This is a genomic window from Humidesulfovibrio idahonensis (assembly GCF_054657715.1).
This window is the reverse complement of record NZ_BAAHYE010000002.1, coordinates 1,135,986-1,154,054: the sequence shown is the minus strand read 5'-3', so window position 1 is coordinate 1,154,054 and position 18,069 is coordinate 1,135,986. Positions and strand designations below refer to the sequence as shown.

Annotated in this window: 18 protein-coding genes; 10 read left to right on the top strand and 8 right to left on the bottom strand. The window is 62.7% G+C overall.

What is annotated here, in order from left to right:
- Positions 1 to 3: 3 nt before the first annotated feature.
- From ACYQ4W_RS05645 to dut, 6 genes are all read right to left on the bottom strand, one after another.
- Positions 4 to 1,113, bottom strand: a complete 1,110-nt coding sequence (locus tag ACYQ4W_RS05645) for a murein hydrolase activator EnvC family protein (RefSeq protein WP_459853846.1) — start codon at positions 1,111 to 1,113, stop codon at positions 4 to 6.
- Positions 1,110 to 1,784, bottom strand: coding sequence for an endonuclease III domain-containing protein (locus ACYQ4W_RS05640; protein ID WP_459853843.1), 675 nt, complete (start codon positions 1,782 to 1,784; stop codon positions 1,110 to 1,112). Before ACYQ4W_RS05640 ends, ACYQ4W_RS05645 begins: the two co-directional genes overlap by 4 nt.
- Positions 1,784 to 2,671, bottom strand: coding sequence for a 50S ribosomal protein L11 methyltransferase (locus tag ACYQ4W_RS05635; protein ID WP_459853840.1), 888 nt, complete (start codon positions 2,669 to 2,671; stop codon positions 1,784 to 1,786). Before ACYQ4W_RS05635 ends, ACYQ4W_RS05640 begins: the two co-directional genes overlap by 1 nt.
- 30 nt (positions 2,672 to 2,701) lie before the next feature.
- Complete coding sequence (locus ACYQ4W_RS05630) at positions 2,702 to 2,887, bottom strand: hypothetical protein (RefSeq protein WP_459853837.1); 186 nt, start codon at positions 2,885 to 2,887, stop codon at positions 2,702 to 2,704.
- Positions 2,888 to 2,989: 102 nt separating this feature from the next.
- Positions 2,990 to 4,198 (bottom strand): aspartate aminotransferase family protein, encoded by a 1,209-nt coding sequence (locus tag ACYQ4W_RS05625; protein WP_459853834.1) that lies wholly within the window; start codon positions 4,196 to 4,198, stop codon positions 2,990 to 2,992.
- A gap of 35 nt (positions 4,199 to 4,233) precedes the next feature.
- On the bottom strand, positions 4,234 to 4,719 hold the full coding sequence (gene dut, locus ACYQ4W_RS05620) for a dUTP diphosphatase (protein ID WP_459853832.1): 486 nt from the start codon (positions 4,717 to 4,719) through the stop codon (positions 4,234 to 4,236).
- 170 nt (positions 4,720 to 4,889) lie between these two features.
- Here dut and glgP point away from each other — a divergent pair, with 170 nt between their 5' ends.
- From glgP to secF, 10 genes are all read left to right on the top strand, one after another.
- Positions 4,890 to 7,457: an alpha-glucan family phosphorylase gene (gene glgP, locus ACYQ4W_RS05615; RefSeq protein WP_459853830.1), complete on the top strand. Its 2,568-nt coding sequence runs from the start codon at positions 4,890 to 4,892 to the stop codon at positions 7,455 to 7,457.
- Positions 7,458 to 7,465: 8 nt separating this feature from the next.
- Positions 7,466 to 7,759, top strand: a complete 294-nt coding sequence (locus ACYQ4W_RS05610) for a hypothetical protein (RefSeq protein ID WP_459853828.1) — start codon at positions 7,466 to 7,468, stop codon at positions 7,757 to 7,759.
- A complete protein-coding gene (locus ACYQ4W_RS05605; RefSeq protein ID WP_459853825.1) occupies positions 7,725 to 9,251 on the top strand; it encodes a glutamate synthase-related protein in 1,527 nt (508 codons plus the stop codon). Before ACYQ4W_RS05610 ends, ACYQ4W_RS05605 begins: the two co-directional genes overlap by 35 nt.
- A gap of 18 nt (positions 9,252 to 9,269) precedes the next feature.
- The gene (locus tag ACYQ4W_RS05600; protein WP_459853823.1) at positions 9,270 to 9,716 is read left to right on the top strand and encodes a 4Fe-4S dicluster domain-containing protein; all 447 of its coding nucleotides are present in this window, start codon (positions 9,270 to 9,272) and stop codon (positions 9,714 to 9,716) included.
- 42 nt (positions 9,717 to 9,758) lie between these two features.
- Entirely contained in the window at positions 9,759 to 11,048 is a 1,290-nt protein-coding gene (locus ACYQ4W_RS05595; RefSeq protein WP_459853821.1) for an NAD(P)/FAD-dependent oxidoreductase, read from the top strand.
- Positions 11,049 to 11,104: 56 nt separating this feature from the next.
- Positions 11,105 to 12,202, top strand: a complete 1,098-nt coding sequence (locus ACYQ4W_RS05590; protein ID WP_459853818.1) for a class II glutamine amidotransferase — start codon at positions 11,105 to 11,107, stop codon at positions 12,200 to 12,202.
- 4 nt (positions 12,203 to 12,206) lie between these two features.
- Positions 12,207 to 12,959 (top strand): GltB/FmdC/FwdC-like GXGXG domain-containing protein, encoded by a 753-nt coding sequence (locus ACYQ4W_RS05585; protein ID WP_459853816.1) that lies wholly within the window; start codon positions 12,207 to 12,209, stop codon positions 12,957 to 12,959.
- A gap of 57 nt (positions 12,960 to 13,016) precedes the next feature.
- Complete coding sequence (gene yajC, locus ACYQ4W_RS05580) at positions 13,017 to 13,364, top strand: preprotein translocase subunit YajC (RefSeq protein ID WP_459853814.1); 348 nt, start codon at positions 13,017 to 13,019, stop codon at positions 13,362 to 13,364.
- Positions 13,365 to 13,509: 145 nt separating this feature from the next.
- A complete protein-coding gene (secD, locus tag ACYQ4W_RS05575) occupies positions 13,510 to 15,114 on the top strand; it encodes a protein translocase subunit SecD (protein ID WP_459853811.1) in 1,605 nt (534 codons plus the stop codon).
- Between the two features lie 9 nt (positions 15,115 to 15,123).
- Entirely contained in the window at positions 15,124 to 16,218 is a 1,095-nt protein-coding gene (gene secF / locus ACYQ4W_RS05570) for a protein translocase subunit SecF (RefSeq protein ID WP_459853808.1), read from the top strand.
- 82 nt (positions 16,219 to 16,300) lie between these two features.
- Here secF and ACYQ4W_RS05565 read toward each other — a convergent pair whose 3' ends face one another.
- Both ACYQ4W_RS05565 and tilS read right to left on the bottom strand, forming a co-directional pair.
- Positions 16,301 to 16,969, bottom strand: a complete 669-nt coding sequence (locus ACYQ4W_RS05565; protein ID WP_459853806.1) for an adenylate kinase — start codon at positions 16,967 to 16,969, stop codon at positions 16,301 to 16,303.
- A 52-nt stretch (positions 16,970 to 17,021) separates the two neighbouring features.
- Positions 17,022 to 18,068, bottom strand: a complete 1,047-nt coding sequence (gene tilS / locus ACYQ4W_RS05560; protein WP_459853803.1) for a tRNA lysidine(34) synthetase TilS — start codon at positions 18,066 to 18,068, stop codon at positions 17,022 to 17,024.
- Position 18,069: the final 1 nt, after the last annotated feature.

Sequence of the window (18,069 nt, the reverse complement as noted above, 5' to 3'; positions counted from 1 at the left end):
CCGCTATTGGGCGGGCATGAGCCACAGCAGGGGATTAATGGGTTTCTGATGAAAACGCAATTCGAAATAGAGCCCGTTTCCGTGTGCTTCCGGGTAATAGCCCGCGTGCCCGATGGCTTCGTCCTTCTCCACATCCTGTCCGGTCTGCACCGTTGTGTCGGAGAGATAGGCGTACAGGGTGTAATAGTCGCCGCCGTGGTACAGGATCACGACCTTGCCCAGGCCGCGCAGCACGTCGTTGTGCACCACCTTGCCCCAGAACACGCTGCGCACGGTTGCGCCTTCGCCAGTCGAGATGCCGATGCCCCGGCGGGGCGTTTTGGCGTCCGGCGCGAACCCGGCGGCCATGCGCCCGGCAACGGGCCAGGGCAGCGCGCCCTTGAAGGCGTCGAACTTGCGGCTGCGCTGGATCACAAGCTGGTAGTTCAATTGCTGGATGGTCTTGATGATCGACTGCAATTCGCTTTCAAGATCGCGGCGCTGGGTGCTGACCTGGTTCATGCGCGCGTTGACGGCCAGACGGTCACGCAGCAGGGCGTCCTTATCGGCGTTGATGGCTACAAGCTGGTGGTCGACCTGCGCCTCCAGCTCCTTTTGCCTGGCCAGCACGCCGGCAAGCTCCTGCTCCTGGCGACGCACGTTGTCCAGCATTGCCCTGGCGTGGTTGTAGGCCGCGCTGTTCCACTGGAAGCGGCGGTCGGCGTTGTCCCAGCTGTCGGTCAAACGCGCGCCCTCGTGCATGCCCTGGGCGTTGATGGGCCAGAGAAGCTCCAGGATGCGCCGCAACTCGCGCACGGCCTGCTCCCGCTTCTGGCGCACAACGTCATACTGCGCAGCGTACTTGGACTCCTCCTTGCGGATGACGTCCAAGGCTTCTTCCTGCTTCTGGATATGCCCTTCAGCGGCGCGCATGCGGGTTTCGATCTCGCCAAGTTTTCCGGCCAGGGCGCGCTCGCGGTCCGCAAGCTTCTGCACCGCGCCTTTGCGCTCATCAGCTTTCTGGCGCTCCGTCTGCAACGCCTTTTCCAGGTGCGCCGGCTGGGCGTACGCGAGCGCCGGCAGCAGGGCGAGCCCGAAGACGAGGAGGGCGGCGGTGCGGATGGCGGGTTTCATTGGGGCAGGCGCTCCGGGTCGGGCAGCAGGTGTCGGGCCGGGCACTCGGCGCAGCGTGGCTTGCTTTTGCTGCACCACTGCTTGGCCGCGCGCACGATGAGCGCATGGAATTCGTTCACGTCGGCCAGTTCTTTCGGCAAGGCCGATTGGCCGATATCCTGAACCTCGTCGTAATCCGTAACCTCTGGAATAAGCCCATGCCTGCCGAACATGCGCAGGGTGTACGCGTCGACGACGAAGACCGGCTTTTCCAAGGCATAGCACAGAATGCAGTCCGCTGTCTCCGGTCCGATGCCGCGCACGGCGAGCAGCTTGGGGCGCAGATTCTCAAGGCTTTGCTCGCGCAGAGCCATGATGTCCAAGCCGGATTCCTGCTCAAGAAAGTCGAGAAAGTTTAGCAACCTTGCTGTTTTTATACGAAAATGCCCAGCAGGGCGGATAAGCTCCTCGATCCTCTCCGGCGGCAGGGCGCGCAGGCCCTGTTCCGTCAGCCCGCCAGCGGACTTCAGCCCGGCAATGGCTTTCTCGACGTTCTTCCAGTTGGTGTTCTGCGTCAGAATGGCCCCGACAGCCACCTCGAAAGGCGTCTCGCCCGGCCACCAATGACTGGGGCCGAGAGCATCGGCGAAGGCCTTGTACAGCCCCCGGACGGTATCGCCCCATTGTGACATCAGGCCTCCGCGGAAGGGGCGCCCTGCTCGATGTTGGTCCACAGCAGGCCACACCAGTCGCCGTCGTCGCGCTGCACGGGTTCGGGCAGGCCAAGGCGCACATAGGCGCGGATGACATCCGGAGCCTGCTCGACCAAAATGCCGGACAAGGCCAGGCAGCCGCCCGGCGCCACGTGGCGCAGAATGTCCGGGGCCATGAAAATAAGCGGCTTGGACAGGATGTTGGCCACCACCACCTGGAACTTCTTGTTCTCCGGCAGGGTGTTGATGCCGCCCACGGCGACCTTCATGGCCTCCGAGACGTTGTTGATCTTGGTGTTCTCGTCCGCGCAGGCGATGGCTTGGGGGTCGATGTCCAGCCCGAGGCCGGTGAGGCCGAGCTTGGCCAGGCCGATGCCCAGGATGCCGGAGCCCGTGCCCAGGTCGAGGAACTCCATGCCCTGCTTGATGGCCCCGGAACGGTTCAAGTCCGCGATGCAGGTGAGGCACAGGGCGGTGGTGGGGTGGTGCCCGGTGCCGAAGGCCATCTTGGGCTCGATGATGATGGGCGTGAACTCGGCCTTCTGGTCATCCGCAAGCCAGGGCGGCAGGATTTCAAAGCGGCCGCCGCATTCGATGGGCGTGAAGAACTCGCGCCAGGAATGCCCCCAGTCCTGGCTCTGGGCTTCCTCGGTGCGGATGCCGGAGTGGGGCCAGCGTTCTCCGATCTGCCGGGCCACTTCCTTGCCGGCCTCGTGGTTCTCCAGATAGGTGCTGAAATGGGTGGTGCCGTCCACGGCCTGGGATTCCTCCCAGCCATGCTGGATGGCGGAGGAAAGAAACACCACGCCGTCTTCATAGTCGGCGGCGGGCAGGGAAAATTCAATCTTGAGCAGGTCCTGGGTCATGTCGCTCTCTGTTTTCATATGGTTTGAGGTTCAGGCGATGACGTCGACGAGACTGCCGGTTCCGGTCAGTTCCGCGCGCAGCTGCGCCACATGCAGGCGCTTGGCGTTGTCGTCCACCACGGTTTGCCCGGTCGGCGTGGCGGTGATGATGGGCGTGGGATGCGGCTGCACGGAGGTCAGCGCCTTGCCCGCGGGCAGGCGCGGCTCTTCCGGCATGGAAACCTTCGGCTCCGTGTTCGCAAAAGCCGCGCCTTTGGAAAGAGGAGTAATCTCCATCAGTCCCGCCACTGGGGCAGCCAGGTGCCCGGAATAGTCGGCCTATGCCTTGTTCCTGGTCAATATATCGTCCAGAGCCGCGGCAAAGGCAAGCAGGTCGTCCGCGCTGATGACAAGGGGCGGCAGAAGCCGGAGCACCTTGCCGTGGGCCAGGTTGCACACGAAGCCCCGGTCGCGCAGCTCCGCGTGGACCTTGTCGCCGCCGCTGGCGAGCTCGACGCCGATCATGAGCCCAAGCCCGCGCACGATGACGATGTCCTCCGGGTGCTTGGCCTGCAGTTTCCGGAAGGCGTCCAGCGCCAGCTTGCCAAGATCGCGCGCCCGGCCGGCGATGTCGTCGCGCAGCATGATCTCCACAGTCTTGGCCGCCACGGCGGAAACCACACCGCCGCCGCCGAAGGTTGTGGCGTGCGCGCCGGGCACAAAGCCCCGCGCCACGTGCTCCTTGGCCAGCATGGCCCCCATGGGCAGGCCGTTGGCCAGGGCCTTGGAGCAGGTGAAGATGTCCGGCTCGATGCCGTAGTGCTGGTGCGCCCAGAATTTGCCCGTGCGACACATGCCGGTCTGCACCTCATCGACGATGAGCAGGCAGTTCTCGGCCTTGCACAGTGCGGCGATCTCGCGCACGTAGTCCTCGGGCATGGGCAGCACGCCGCCCTCGCCTTGGATCATTTCGAGCATCACCGCCGCGGTTTTGCCGGTGACCGCGGCGCGCATGGCGGCCATGTCTCCGGCGGGCACATGGGTGAAGCCTTCGGGCAGGGGCTCAAAACCTTCCTTGATGCGTCCGCCCTGGCCGGTGGCCGTCAGGGTGCCCAAGGTCCGGCCGTGGAACGAACCCGTGAGGGTGATGACCTCGCCCGCGTCCTTGTAGCGCACGGTGCGCATGTACCGCCGGGCCAGCTTGATGGCGGCCTCGTTGGCCTCCGCCCCGGAATTGCAAAAGAAGACCCGATCGCACGCGCAGGTGGTCACGAGCTTTTCGGCCAGCTCCACCTGCTTGGGCTGATAGAAGAGGTTGCTGATGTGGACGAGGTTCTGGGCCTGCTCGGCCATGACGGCCGTCAGCTCCGGGTGGCAGTGGCCCAGGTTGGCCACGGCGATGCCCGCCAGAAGATCGACGTATTCCTTGCCGTCCAGATCGAACATGCGCGCGCCCACGGCCTTTTCGATGGCCAGGGGATAGCGGCCGTAGGTCTGGCAAAGAACTTTCTTTTCCCGGGCCACCAATGCGTCATATTTCGTGCTCATGAGCTTCAACTCCTTAACGTGAGAAAATCGTGTGCCTACACCTTGCCTGTATGCCCGAATCCGCCCGCGCCGCGCGCGGTGTCGCCCAGCGCATCCACAGCGGTGAGCCTGGCCGTGAAGACCGGCATGAACACCAGCTGCGCGATGCGCTGTCCTCGCTCGATTCGTCGAAGCTGGCCGGAGGTGTTCAACAGCGACACGATGATCTCGCCCCGGTAGTCGGGGTCGATGACACCCACGCCCTGGCTGACGGTGAGGCCTTCCTTGGTGCCCAGCCCGCTGCGCGAGTATATGAACCCGGCAATGCCGGGCCGAGTGATCTCAATGGCCAGCCCGGCGGGGACGGCCGCGCGGCCGCCGGCGGGAATCTCGAGGGTTTCCGCGTCGATGCAGGCGCGCAGGTCAAGACCGGCCGAATGGTCCGTGGCGTAGGCCAGGGCGTGCTCGGTCCACACGGGATGCAGAAAGCGCACCCGCACGTCGAGGGGCTCAAGGCCGGTCTTGCTGTTTTGGTCCGTCATGAGTGGCTATCCTCCTCATACCTGAAGCGGTTTTCTTTCCACCGAATCGGCCGTCCTGTCAATGAATCTGACCGCCCCGGAAATGTAACGGAACGAGCCTTGCATTTTCTCGGTGGGCTTTATAGGCTGTAGACAGAAGAAGTCCCCCATCCCTCTTTCAAGGAGTCTCCATGCAGGCCTTGCGCGTATTCAGCGTCGTCCCCAAGCTTCCGCCCAAGCTCGAAGTCCTGTGGGACATCGCGTTCAACCTTTGGTTCTCATGGAACGATGAACTCACCAACATCTTTACAACAATAGACCACAGCCTGTGGGTGGAGTGCGACCAGAACCCGGTGGCCCTTTTGAACAGGCTGCCGCAGCGGCGCATCGAAGAACTTGCCCGCGACGATTTCTTCCTGCAGCGCCTAGCCGACGCCAAGCGCTCCCTTGAGCACTACCTGGCGCGCCGGCACACGCCCTTCAAATTCCCCACGCTGCCAGACCGCAACATGGCCGTGGCCTATTTCAGCCTGGAATACGGCATCGCCATGTGCCTGCCCATCTATTCCGGCGGCCTGGGCGTGCTGGCGGGCGACCACCTGAAAAGCGCCAGCGATTTGAACGTGCCCCTGGTGGCCGTGGGGCTTTTGTACCGCGAGGGCTACTTCCGCCAGTACATGACCCCGGACGGCTGGCAGCAGGAGCGCTACCCGGACCATGACTTCGAGCAGATGCCGCTCAAGCCCGCGCAGGACAGTCTCGGCAACCAGGTACGCATCTGCGTCGACCTGGCCGGGCAGACCCTGTGCGCGCGCATCTGGGAAGCCCATGTGGGCAAGGTGCGCCTGTATTTGCTGGACACCAACCTGCCGGACAACTCGCCGGAGTTCCGCCAGGTCACCGCGCGCCTGTACGGCGGCGGGCTGGAGATGCGCCTGTGGCAGGAGATCCTCCTGGGCATCGGCGGCATAAAGGCTCTGGCCGCCCTCGGCATCGAGCCCATGGTCATCCATATGAATGAGGGGCACTCGGCCTTTGCCGGGTTGGAGCGCATCCGCGTGTACATGCAGGAGCACGGCCTCAGTTTTGAGGCCGCCACGGAGCTGACCGCGTCCTCCAGCGTGTTCACCACGCATACCCCGGTGCCCGCCGGCAACGACCGCTTTCCGCCCGAGCTGATGCAGAAGTATTTCGAGACCTACGCGGGCAAGCTGGGCCTTGCGTTCAAGGTGTTCATGGCCCTGGGGCGAGAGGACCAGCGCGACGACGCGGAGCAGTTCTGCATGACCGTTCTCGCCCTGCGCCTTTCGCGCTTCAACAACGGCGTGTCCAAGCTGCACGGCGAGGTTTCGCGCCGCATGTGGCAGAAGGTGTGGCCCAAGAACCCCATCGAGGACGTGCCCATCGGCTCCATCACCAACGGCATCCACGCCGCCACCTGGGTCGCCACGGACATGTCCATTCTCTATGACCGCTACCTGGGCAACTGGCGCGAGGACCCGGATTGCGGCCGCATATGGGAGCAGGCCGAGGCCATCCCCGATTCCGAACTGTGGCGCACCCACGAGCGCCTGCGCGAACGCCTTGTGGACTTCGTTCGCAAACGCCTGCGTAAGCAGTACATGGAGAAGGGCGCCCGCCACAAGGAATTGCAGCTTGCCGATGAAGTGCTGGACCCGCAGGCCCTGACCATCGGCTTTGCCAGACGCTTCGCCACCTACAAGCGCGCCAACCTGCTGCTCATGGACAAGGAGCGGCTGGTGAAGCTTTTGACGGACACCAAACGCCGCGTGCAGTTCATCTTCGCCGGCAAGGCCCACCCCAACGACAACGAGGGCAAGAAGATCATCCAAGAGCTGCAGCAGCTTTGCCGACGCGAGGACTGCCGCCTGAGCATGGTCTTTTTGGAGGACTACGACGTCAAGATCGCCAGCCGCATGGTGCAGGGCTGCGACGTGTGGCTCAACAACCCCCGCCGCCCCCTTGAGGCCTGCGGCACCAGCGGCATGAAGGCCATGGCCAACGGCGTGCTTCAGGTGTCCACCCTGGACGGCTGGTGGGACGAGGCCTACCGGGCCGACAACAGCCTGGGCTGGGCCATCGGCAGGGGAGAGGAGTACGACGACCTCGCCTATCAGGACTTTGTGGAAAGCCAGACCCTGTTCAACCTGCTTGAAAATGACATTTTGACGGAATTCTACGACCGCGGACGCGGTAACCTGCCGCGCACCTGGATCCGCAAGATGAAGTCGGCCCTGCGCGAGTTGGGGCCCGTCTTCAACGCCCACCGCATGGTGGAGGACTATGTCGACAAGGCGTATCTGCCTTCGTGCCGCAACTACGTGAGCCTGGTGAAGGACAACTTCCGCGCCGCCAAGGATCTTGCCGAATGGCGCATGCGGCTCATGACGCGCTGGAGCAATCTGGCCATCGCCGACATCCGCACCGAGACGCATGCGACGGTCTTCGTGGAGGAGCCTATATTAGTGGAGGCGCGGGTGCACCTGGACGGCCTGGCCCCAACGGACGTGCGCGTGGAGATATACCACGGGCCGGTGAGCCAGGACAGCGTGTTCACCCGCCGCCGCACCACGCTCATGACCCCGGAAAAGGACCTTGGCGACGGCTGGCACATGTACCGGGGCGAGGTGATGCCGCCGGAGGCCGGGCGTTTCGGCTTCACCGTCAGGATTTTGCCCCACCACCCGCTTTTGCTTGATAGTCACGCCCTGGGACTCATCCACTGGGCAAACGTCTAAGGATGACCATGATGGCCGCTTTTTGTTCTGGAAAGCGGCCCTTTTTTGGCACAATTATCGTCGAATCGGGTCATTCCCAACTGCGAAATTGTCAGCCAAAAATGACAATTTTCGAAATTTCGCACCATTTTGTCATTCAATTGTTGACAGCCTTTGGCTGTTATGATTTTCTGGCGACCCCCTGCCAGCCGGGCTTACTGGCTGATAGGCAGGTGGCCCACGGCCCCGTGCGCGTTCATCCAAACCAATTGGAGCGAGGTAACGGTTTTGCTTTTCCAGCCGATCAACCGAAACTATCATGATTTCTCCATTGTCCGCGACAAGGACCTTTGCATCAATTGCAAGGTCTGTGTGCGCCAGTGCTCGTACGAGGCCCACTACTGGGACGAAACGCGCCAGAAGGTAATGCACGACAACGCCAAGTGCGTCGGCTGTCACCGTTGTGAAGCCCTGTGCCCGACCTCCGCGATTCTGATCCAGAAGAAGCACTCGGACTTCAAGGACAACGCCCTGTGGCGTCCTGAATTCCTTAAATACATCTATAAACAGGCCGATACCGGCGGCGTGCTGCTGACCGGCATGGGCAGCCCGGTGAACATCCCGATTTATTGGGATAAGCTCCTGCTCGACGCCAGCCAGGTGACCAACCCCTCCATCGACCCCCTGCGCGAGCCCATGGAGCTGAAGACCTTCCTTGGCTCCAAGCCGGACAAGCTGGAGTTCTCCAAGACCAAGGACGGCAGCCCCAAGCTGAAGACCAAGCTCGCGCCGCAGATCGAGTTGAACTACCCCCTCATGTTCTCCGCCATGAGCTTCGGGTCCATCAACTTCAATCTGCACATCGCCATGGCGCGCGCCGCCACGGAGTTGGGCATTTGCTACAACACCGGTGAGGGCGGGCTGCACAAGAGCCTGTACCAGTACGGCAAAAACACCATCGTTCAGGTCGCCTCGGGCCGCTTCGGCGTCCACCGCGACTTCCTGAACGCGGGCGCGGGCATCGAGATCAAGGTCGGCCAGGGCGCCAAGCCCGGCATCGGCGGGCACCTGCCCGGCGAGAAGATCAACGAGATGGTCTCCGAAACGCGCATGGTTCCGCTCGGGTCCGACGCCATTTCCCCGGCGCCGCACCACGACATCTACTCCATTGAAGACCTGCACCAGCTCATCTACGCCTTGAAGGAAGCCAGCGAGTACCGCGTTCCCGTGAGCGTGAAGATCGCGGCCGTGCACAACGTGGCCGCCATCGCCTCTGGCGTGGTGCGCGCCGGTGCGGACATCGTCGCCATCGACGGCATCCGCGGCGGCACGGGCGCTGCTCCCGGTATGATCCGCGACAACGTGGGCATTCCCATCGAGCTCGCCCTCGCCCAGGTCGACCAGCGTCTGCGCGACGAAGGCATCCGTAACCGCGCCTCCATCGTGGCCGCGGGCGGCACGCGCTGCAGCGCCGACGTGATCAAGGCCATCGCCCTTGGCGCCGACGCCTGCTACATCGCCACCTCGGTGCTGCTGGCCGTGGGCTGCACGCTGTGCGCCAAATGCTACACCGGCAAATGCCCCTGGGGCATCGCCACCAATGACGCCCGCCTGGCCAAGCGCCAGAACCCGGACGTCGCCGCCCAGAAGATGGTCAACCTCGTTCATGCCTGGGGCCATGAGATCGAGGAAATGCTCGGCGGCATGGGCCTCAACTCCATCGAAAGCCTGCGCGGCAACCGCGACAAGCTGCGCGCCGTTGGACTGTCCGATACCGAGATGGACATCCTTGGCGTCAAGCACGCCGGTCGCTAACAAGGGGGCGAGAAGATAATGAAACGCGTCTACCCCAACAAAGACTTCTGCATCGGCTGCCACATCTGTGAGCTGGCCTGCCTGACCGCACACTCCCAGAGCAAGGATCTCATCCTGGCGTATACTGTGGAGCGCGGGCAGAGCGGCGTGTCCTCGTGCAAGCATGTGCACGAGGCCGGTCCCACCTGCGTGGCCCTTTCCTGCCGTCATTGCGACGAGCCCTCCTGCGTTGCCGCGTGCATCTCCGGCGCGCTGCAGAAGGACCCGGAAACCGGCCGCACCGTTTACGACCGCGAAAAGTGCGTGGGCTGCTGGTCCTGCCTTATGGCTTGCCCGTATGGCGCCATCGCCCGCCACCCGCTGGAGCAGAAGATCGTCAAGTGCGACCTGTGCCACGACCGCCCCGGCGGACCGGCCTGTGTGGCCGCCTGCCCCAACAAGGCGCTGAAGCAAGAGGAACGTTAGGGCATGTGCCCGGCACGAAACGTGAAGCCTCATGAGGACGCTATGACTTACGTGATTATCGGCAACGGCGTGGCCTCCATCGGCGCCATCGAGGGCATCCGGCGGCACGACCCGAAAGGGCAGATCGTCATCATCGGCGCGGAAGAAACCGCCGCCTATGGACGTCCGCTCATTTCGTATCTGCTGGCTGGCAAGATCGGCCCCGAGCGCCTGGCGCTGCGCGGCGAGGACTACTACGCCAAGAACGGCGTCGAGCTGAAGCTCGGCACCACGGCCACCAATATCGACACGGCAAAGAAGACCGTCACCACCGACAAGGGTGAGACGATCAAATTCGACCGGCTGCTCATCGCCACCGGCGGCATTCCCTTTGTGCCGCCCATTCCCGGCGTGCAGGGAGCCGACATCTATTCCTTCACCACCCTGGCCCACGCCAACACGCTCATCGAGCTCTCGAGCAAGATCAAGCGCGCCGTGGTCATCGGCGGCGGCCTCATCGGCCTGAAGGCCGCGGAAAGCCTGCACGACCGCGGCGTTGCCGTGACCATCGTGGAGCTGGCTCCGCGCATCCTCTCCGGCGGCTTTGACGAAAAGGCGGGCAAGCTTGCCGCCAATCGTCTGAAGAAGGTCGGCATCGAGGTGAACTGCGGCGTGACGGCCAAGGAGATTCAGCGTACCAAGGACGGCCACGTCAAGGGCGTGCTCCTGACCGACGGCCGTTTCCTCGAGACCGAGGTGGTCGTGGTCGCCATCGGCGTCGTGCCCCACAGCGCCGTGGCCAAAGAGGCCGGCATCAAGGTCGAGCGCGGCATCATCGTCGACGGCAAGCTGATGACCAGCGCCAAGGACGTGTACGCCGCGGGCGACGTGGCCCAGGCCATGGACATGCTCTCCGGCGAGCACCGCGTGGTGCCCATTTGGCCCAACGCCTACAATCAGGGCTACGCATCCGGCCGCAACATGGCCGGCGCCAAGCAGCCTTACATGGGCGGTCTGCCCATGAACTCCATCAGCTTCTACGGTCTGCCCACCATCTCGGTCGGCACCGTGAACCCGCCTGAGGGAGACAAGAACTTCGAGGTCCACGCCTTCCTCGACGAGGAAAAGGAAACCTACCGCAAGCTCGTCTTCCGCGACGAGAAGCTGGTGGGCTACGTGCTCGTGGGCGACATCGACAAGGGCGGCATGTACACCGCCTTCATCAAGTTCGAGATGCCGCTTGCCGGCGAGGCCAAGGACAAGCTCATCAACGCCGGCCCCGAGGTTTTCCTCTGGCCAGCCGAGCTGTTCGACGAGACCTGGAACCCAGAGCCGGCCAAGGCTGCCCGCTAAGTAAGTCCGCGGTTGATCAGAACATCGTAGAACATCCGCGTAGGAGCACGAGTAGGATGAAAGCACCTGAACGGTATTACGACTTCCAAAAAGACATCTCCGGTTGCGGCGTCTTCGGAGTGATCCACAAGAAGCGTGGACTCATTCCCGGCGACATGCCCATCCGGTCCATGGCCTGCATGCACGATCGCGGCAACGGCCTGGGCGGCGGTTTCGCCGCGTACGGCATCTACCCCGATCTGGCCGACAAATACGCCTTCCACCTGATGTGCGACACCCAGGACGCCCAGGACAACGCCGAGGAAGTGCTCAAGCACTACTTTACGGTTCACCTGGCCGAGCCCATTCCCACGCGCAAGGTCGTGACCATCAAGAACCCGCCCATAATGTCCCGTTATTTCTTGACCATCAAGAAGGACCGGCCGCAGGAAGTGCGTGAACTTGGCGAGCAGGACTACGTGGTCAACGCGGTCATGCACATCAACCACAAGGTGCCGAACGCGTTCGTCTTCTCCAGCGGCAAGAACATGGGCGCCTTCAAGGGCGTGGGCTTCCCCGAAGACATCGCCGACTTCTTCCGCCTGGAAGAATACAAGGCGTACATCTGGACCGGCCACAACCGCTTCCCGACCAACACCCCGGGCTGGTGGGGCGGTGCGCACCCCTTCACGCTGCTCGACTGGTCCATTGTGCACAACGGCGAAATCTCCTCGTACGGCATCAACCGCCGCTACCTGTGCGAACACAACTACCTGTGCACGCTCATGACCGACACCGAGGTCGTGGCCTACGAGCTCGACCTGCTCATCCGCAAGCACGGCCTCTCCAAGGAGATGGCCTGCAAGGTCTTCGCGCCTCCCTTCTGGGACGAGATTGCCCGGATGCCCAAACAGGAAAAGGAAGCCTACACCGCTCTGCGCATGGTGTACGGCCAGGCTCTTCTGAACGGCCCCTTCGCCATTCTCGTGGCCGACAACACCGGGCTCTTCGGCCTCAACGACCGCATCAAGCTGCGGCCGCTGGTTGTTGCGGAAAAAGACGACATGATCTTCATGTCGAGCGAGGAGAGCGCCATCCGTGAAGTCCAGCCCGAGCTGGATCGCGTGTGGATGCCCAAGGCGGGCGAACCGGTCATCGTGCATCTGGAGGCGTAGGATAATGGCCAAGACTTTCACCCTTGACGCGAGCGGCATCTACTACCGACAGCTCAACGAGCAGATCCGCGAGGCTGTTGCCGGCGGCGCCACCAATATCGTTCTGAAAAACGTCAATGGCCAGCGCTACATAGCCGGCGCCATGGTCGGTGATCTCACCTTTGAGGTTCAGGGCGTGCCCGGGCAGGACATGTGCTCGTTCATGCGCGGGCCCAAGGTCCGCGTGAAGGCCAACGCCCAGGACGGCGTGGGCAACACCATGGACGACGGCCTTGTCGTCATCGAAGGCCTGGCGGGCGATGTTGTGGGCTACGCCATGCGCGGTGGCAAGATTTTTATCAAAGGCGACGTGGGTTATCGCGTCGGCATTCACATGAAAGCCTACATGGAAAAGCTTCCGACCATTGTCATTGGCGGCAAAGCGGGCGACTTCCTGGGCGAATATATGGCGGGCGGAATCCTTTTGCTTCTTGGCATGTTCTCTGATAAGCCGACGGAACCGATCGCCGGACGCAGCCTGGGAACTGGCATGCACGGCGGCGTGATTTATGTGCGCGGCGAAGTGCCCAAGGAGCAGATTGGTCCCGGCCTTTCCGCGCAGCCCGTTGATGAGGCCGACAAGGCCGTCATCGCGAAGCTGGTCGAGGAGTACGCCATGGAGCTCGGGCTGAACGCCAAGGAGATCCTGGCGGCCGACTTTGTTAAGATCAAGCCCTTCTCCCACCGTCCGTACGGCAATCTGTACGTGCCGGCCTAAAGAGGAGGGCAGACGCTGGGGCATTTCGCCCAGGGCGTCACTATCCAGGAGGACTCCATGCTTTTTGACAATCTCGCGTTCGCCATGGGCGGCGTCGGCGGAGCCGGCGGTGGCCAGGGCAACCCGCTGGGCGCCTTTGTGCCGCTCATTCTCATGTTCGCCATTTTCTATTTCCTGCTCATTCGTCCGCAGCAGAAAAAGGCCAAGCAGCACAAAGAGATGATCAGCAACCTCAAGATTGGTGATCGCATCGTCACCAACGGCGGGTTGTACGGGAACATCGTCCGCATGACGGACATGACCCTCATCGTTGAGATCGCCGACAAGGTGCAGGTGGAGATGCTCCGCAACACCGTTGCCGACAAGGCTGAGGCCTTTGAAAAATTGGAAAAGAAGGGAAAGTAAGCTTTTCCTTTTATTTTAAGCCGTAAGGCGGATACGCGGACCTGGGAATGCGCCTGGGTCCGCGCTTGTCTTTGTCAAAAGGCCCGCCTCGGGGGTGATGACGCCCTCGATTTCGTGAAGTCATCGGACGCAACTGGGAGAGCACATGTACCGCAACCTGCGCTGGCGTTTACTTTTGACCCTCGCGGTGATGATCGTCGCCCTGGTCTTTTTGCTGCCCTCGGCACCAGGCATAAAGAACACCACCCTGGGCAAATACCTGCCTGATTCCGCCATCAATCTCGGCCTGGACCTCAAGGGCGGCATCCATCTCACCCTCGGTGTGGATGTCGACAAGGCCATTGAAAACAACATGTCCTCCTTGGGGCAGGACATAAAGGCCAGCGCCCGCGAGGAGAACCTCGCCGTGCTGAAGCCCAACGTGCTGCCCGGCCCCCGTCTCGAGGCCGTGCTTGTTGGCGCGGACAAGCAGGAGGCCTTCGAGAGCCTGCTCAAGAAGAGCTTCTCCTCCCTCAAGATCGACGCCAAGGAAACCCAGCCCGAAGACCGCGTGCGCTACGTGCTGTCCATGACTCCGGACTACAAGAAATATCTTTCCAAGCTCACCCTGGACCAGGCGGTCAAGACCATCCGCAACCGCATTGACCAGTTCGGCGTTTCCGAGCCGGACATCCGCCGCCAGGAAGGCAACCGCATCCAGGTGCAGCTGCCCGGCCTGACCGACCCCGAGCGCGCCATCGCCATCATCGGCAAGACCGCGCACCTTGAGTTCAAGATCGTGGACGACTCCGTCGACCCGGCGAGCGTGCAGCAGGGGCTTGTCGGTCCCGGCCGCGAGCTTTCGGTGATCAAGTCGCGCGGGCCCAAGGGCAACACCATCGACGCGCCCATCGTCCTCAAGAAGGACGCCGTGATGACCGGCGAGTACATCACCGACGCGCGCGCCACTATCGAATCGAACAACAACCAGTTCTCCGTCAGCATGACCTTCAACGCCCGCGGCGCCAAGGTCTTCGAGCGCGTCACCGAAGAGAACATCAAGAAGCGCCTCGCCATCGTCCTCGACGGCAAGTGCTATTCCGCTCCCGTCATCCAGGACAAGATCCCGGGCGGCAAGGCGCAGATCACCGGCAGCTTCACCCAGGACGAAGCGCGCGACTTGGCCATCGTGCTGCGCGCGGGCGCCTTGCCCGCTCCGGTCAACGTGCTTGAGCAGCGCACCGTCGGCCCCACCCTCGGACAGGAGTCCATCGACGCGGGCATGATGTCCACGCTCATCGCCGCCGCGGCCATCATCATCTTCATGGCTGTGTACTACGGCGTGGCCGGGCTCTTCGCCAACTGCGTGCTCATCCTGAACATCGTGCTGACCATGGCCGGGTTGGCCGCCTTTGGCGCAACCCTCACCCTGCCGGGCATCGCGGGCATCATCCTGACCATCGCCATGGCCGTCGACGCAAACGTGCTCATCTACGAACGCATCCGCGAGGAACTGCGGCTCGGTCTCAAGCCCGCCGACGCGGTCCACAAGGGCTACGACCTCGCCACCCTCGCCATTCTGGATTCGAACACCACCAACGTCCTGGTGGCCATCATCCTGTACCAGTTCGGCACCGGCCCCATCCGCGGCTTCGCCGTCACGCTGGTGCTCGGCATCATCATGAGCATGTTCACGGCAATCTTCGTCTCGCGGATCATGTTCGATCTGTACATCTCCAAGCGCCCGGCGGATGCCGCCGTGAGCATTTAAGGGGAAGCCATGGTTTTCCACATCATCAAACCCGACACCAAGATCAACTTCATCGGGCTTCGGTATTACGCCTTCGCCATCTCCGCGTTGATGATCATCCTCGGCGGCATTTCCCTGGTCATGAAGGGCGGCCCCCGTTACGGCATCGACTTCGCTGGCGGCGTCATCATCCAGGCCAAGTTTGAAACCGACACCAAACTCGATGCTGTCAAAAAAAGCCTTGAGGCCACAAATCTGCCCGGCTTGGTGGTGCAGCAGATGGGACCGGAGAAGGACAACGACTTCCTCATCCGCACCAGCACGACCGACAACTCCAGCGAGGTGGTGAAGAGCACAGTCGTGGCCGCCTTGGACAAAGACCTGGCTGGCAGCAAGTACACCTTCAAGCGCATCGAAATGGTCGGCCCGAAGGTGGGCGAGGACCTGCGGGGCAAGGCGCTTGAGGCCATGTACTTCGCCATCCTGCTCATAGCCATCTACATCTCCGGCCGCTTCGAGCACCGCTGGATGGCCGCGGGCATCATGGCCGCGGGTCTGTTCGCGGGCATCACGGCCCTGCAATACATCAACGCACCGCAAGTTTGGCTCGTGCTGGGGGCGCTGCTCATCACCCTTGTCTTGTGCTTCATGCTCAAGCTCAACTATGCGCTGGGGGCCATCGTCGCGCTCATCCACGACGTGCTGACGACGGTGGGCATCTTCTCCATCCTGAACAAGGAATTCGACCTCACCATCATTGCGGCGTTGTTGACCCTCATCGGCTTCTCGCTCAACGACACCATCATCGTCTACGACCGCATCCGCGAGACGCGCCGCCACAACACGGGCGACAGCCTCTCCAAGATCATCAACTACAGCGTCAACCAGACCCTGTCGCGCACGGTGCTCACCTCCGGTTTGGCCTTCCTGGCCGTGTTCAGCCTGTACCTCTTCGGCGGGCAGGTCATTCACGACTTCGCGCTGGCCATGCTCATCGGCATCGTCGTCGGCACCTATTCCTCGATCTACGTTGCCGCCCCGATCATCGTGAGCCTGAGCTCCGATGCGCACGAGACGCCTCCCGCCGTGCCGACCAAGGGTAAGGCCAAGACCGTCGAAGCCTAACCTCTCAAGACCATCCGCAAAAGGAAAGGCCCCGCATCCACGAAGGAAGCGGGGCCTTTTTATTGGCGTCTTCGGAAACGGCTTAGAGCTGGTCCAGCAGGGTCTTCTTGATGGAGTCGATGGAGCCTTCGCCGTTGAGCTCGATGTACTTGCAGGCGCCCTTGGCGGCCAGAGCCTTGTAGAAGTAGGCGGCGGCCATGGTGCCGGTCTTGTCGTCGTAGTAGATGTCGTGGCGCTTGTCGATGGCGCCCTCGTCCTGGTCGTCGGCGCGGGCGGTCAGAGCGCCGCCGCACACGCGGCACACGTCGCCGTTGGGCTTAATGGCGTCGATGAAGATGTTGTTCGGGTGGTTGTTGTCGTTGGCGCACAGGCGACGGCCCATGATGCGGTTCTTGGCGACCTGGCGGGGCAGCAGGATCTCGATGACGAAGTCGAGCTTTTCGCCGCCTTTCTGCAGGGCGTCCCACAACTTTTCAGCCTGCACCAGGGAGCGCGGGAAGCCGTCGAGCAGCCAGCCGTTCTTGCTGGCGTTCTTCAGCACGTCGAGCACCATGGGAATGGTGATGTCGTCGGGGACCAGTTCGCCGCGGTTGATGAATTCCTTGGCTTTCATGCCGAGCTCGGTGCCGCCGCCGATGTGCTTGCGGAAGATCGCGCCGGACTCGATGTGGTCGAGATTATACTTGGCTTTCACCAGGGTGCCCTGGGTGCCTTTGCCGCTGCCGTTGGGTCCGAAGATAAGAATATTCATGGTGCCTCCTAAGGGAATTTGCTTTTTGCTTGTGCAAAAGATTCACAAGGTCTTAGCCGCACTCTTTTTTCCTGTCAATGACTTGCAGAACCACGCCCGACTTGGCGATGCGCGCCTCCTTGTCGCCGGGAAAGCGCAAACGCTTGCCATTGGCGCGTTGCCGCCACAAATCATCCAGCCGGAACAAGCTGTCGGCCAGTGGTTGCCCAGGGCCGAGGCGCTCCAAAACCGCCTTGAAAAGACGCAAACGCAAGGGCGCGGGCGTGGTGTCGAGCACATGCCCCGTCAAGGTGAACGGTTCACCGGGAATGATGGCCGGAAGGGCGCTTACGAGCGGTTCCAACGCTTCGTCCCAGTGCGCGGCATCGAGCCTGGCCTGACGCCACAGCCGCGCCGCGGCGTTGAGATAGCCAGGGTTCTCGCGCAGCATGGCCGGCAGGATGTCCAGGCGCACGCGGTTGCGCGTGGTCACCGGCATAAAGTTGCTCTGATCGGTTTGCCAGCGCGTTCCACAGGCCTTGAGGAATCCTTCCAGTTCCACGCGCGGCGTCAGCAGCAGGGGACGCAGCAGGCTCCGGTCCGCATCAAAAGCCGCCATGCCGCCAAGGGCCGGCCAGCCAGCGCCGCGCATCATGCGCAGCAACTGGTCCTCGGCAAGGTCGTTCAGCTGATGTGCCACCAGCACGAACTGCGCGCCGGTCTCCCGGCGCACGCGCTCAAGCAGGGCATAGCGTGCGTTCCGGCCCGCCTCTTCGATTCCGATGCGCTCGGCCTGGGCCTGTGCAAAGACATCCTGGACCTCGGGCGCCAAAGGTATGTTCCAATTTTCACAAATGGCGGAGACGAACCGCGCCTCCGTGCCGGATTCCGGACGCAGGCCATGGTCGAGGTGCGCGGCGGTGAGCGTGCCGCCGTTCTTGCGGCACAGCAGGGCGGTCAGCAGCAGCAGGGCGGTGGAGTCCGCGCCGCCGGAACAGGCGACAACGCAGCGCGCGCGCGTGAAGTCGCACCCAAGACCAGCGGCGAAGGATTCAATGCCGAGACAAAACCGCGCCCATTTGGGCGGCAGGTCTTGGAGTCTCGGCAACGCGTCGGCCATG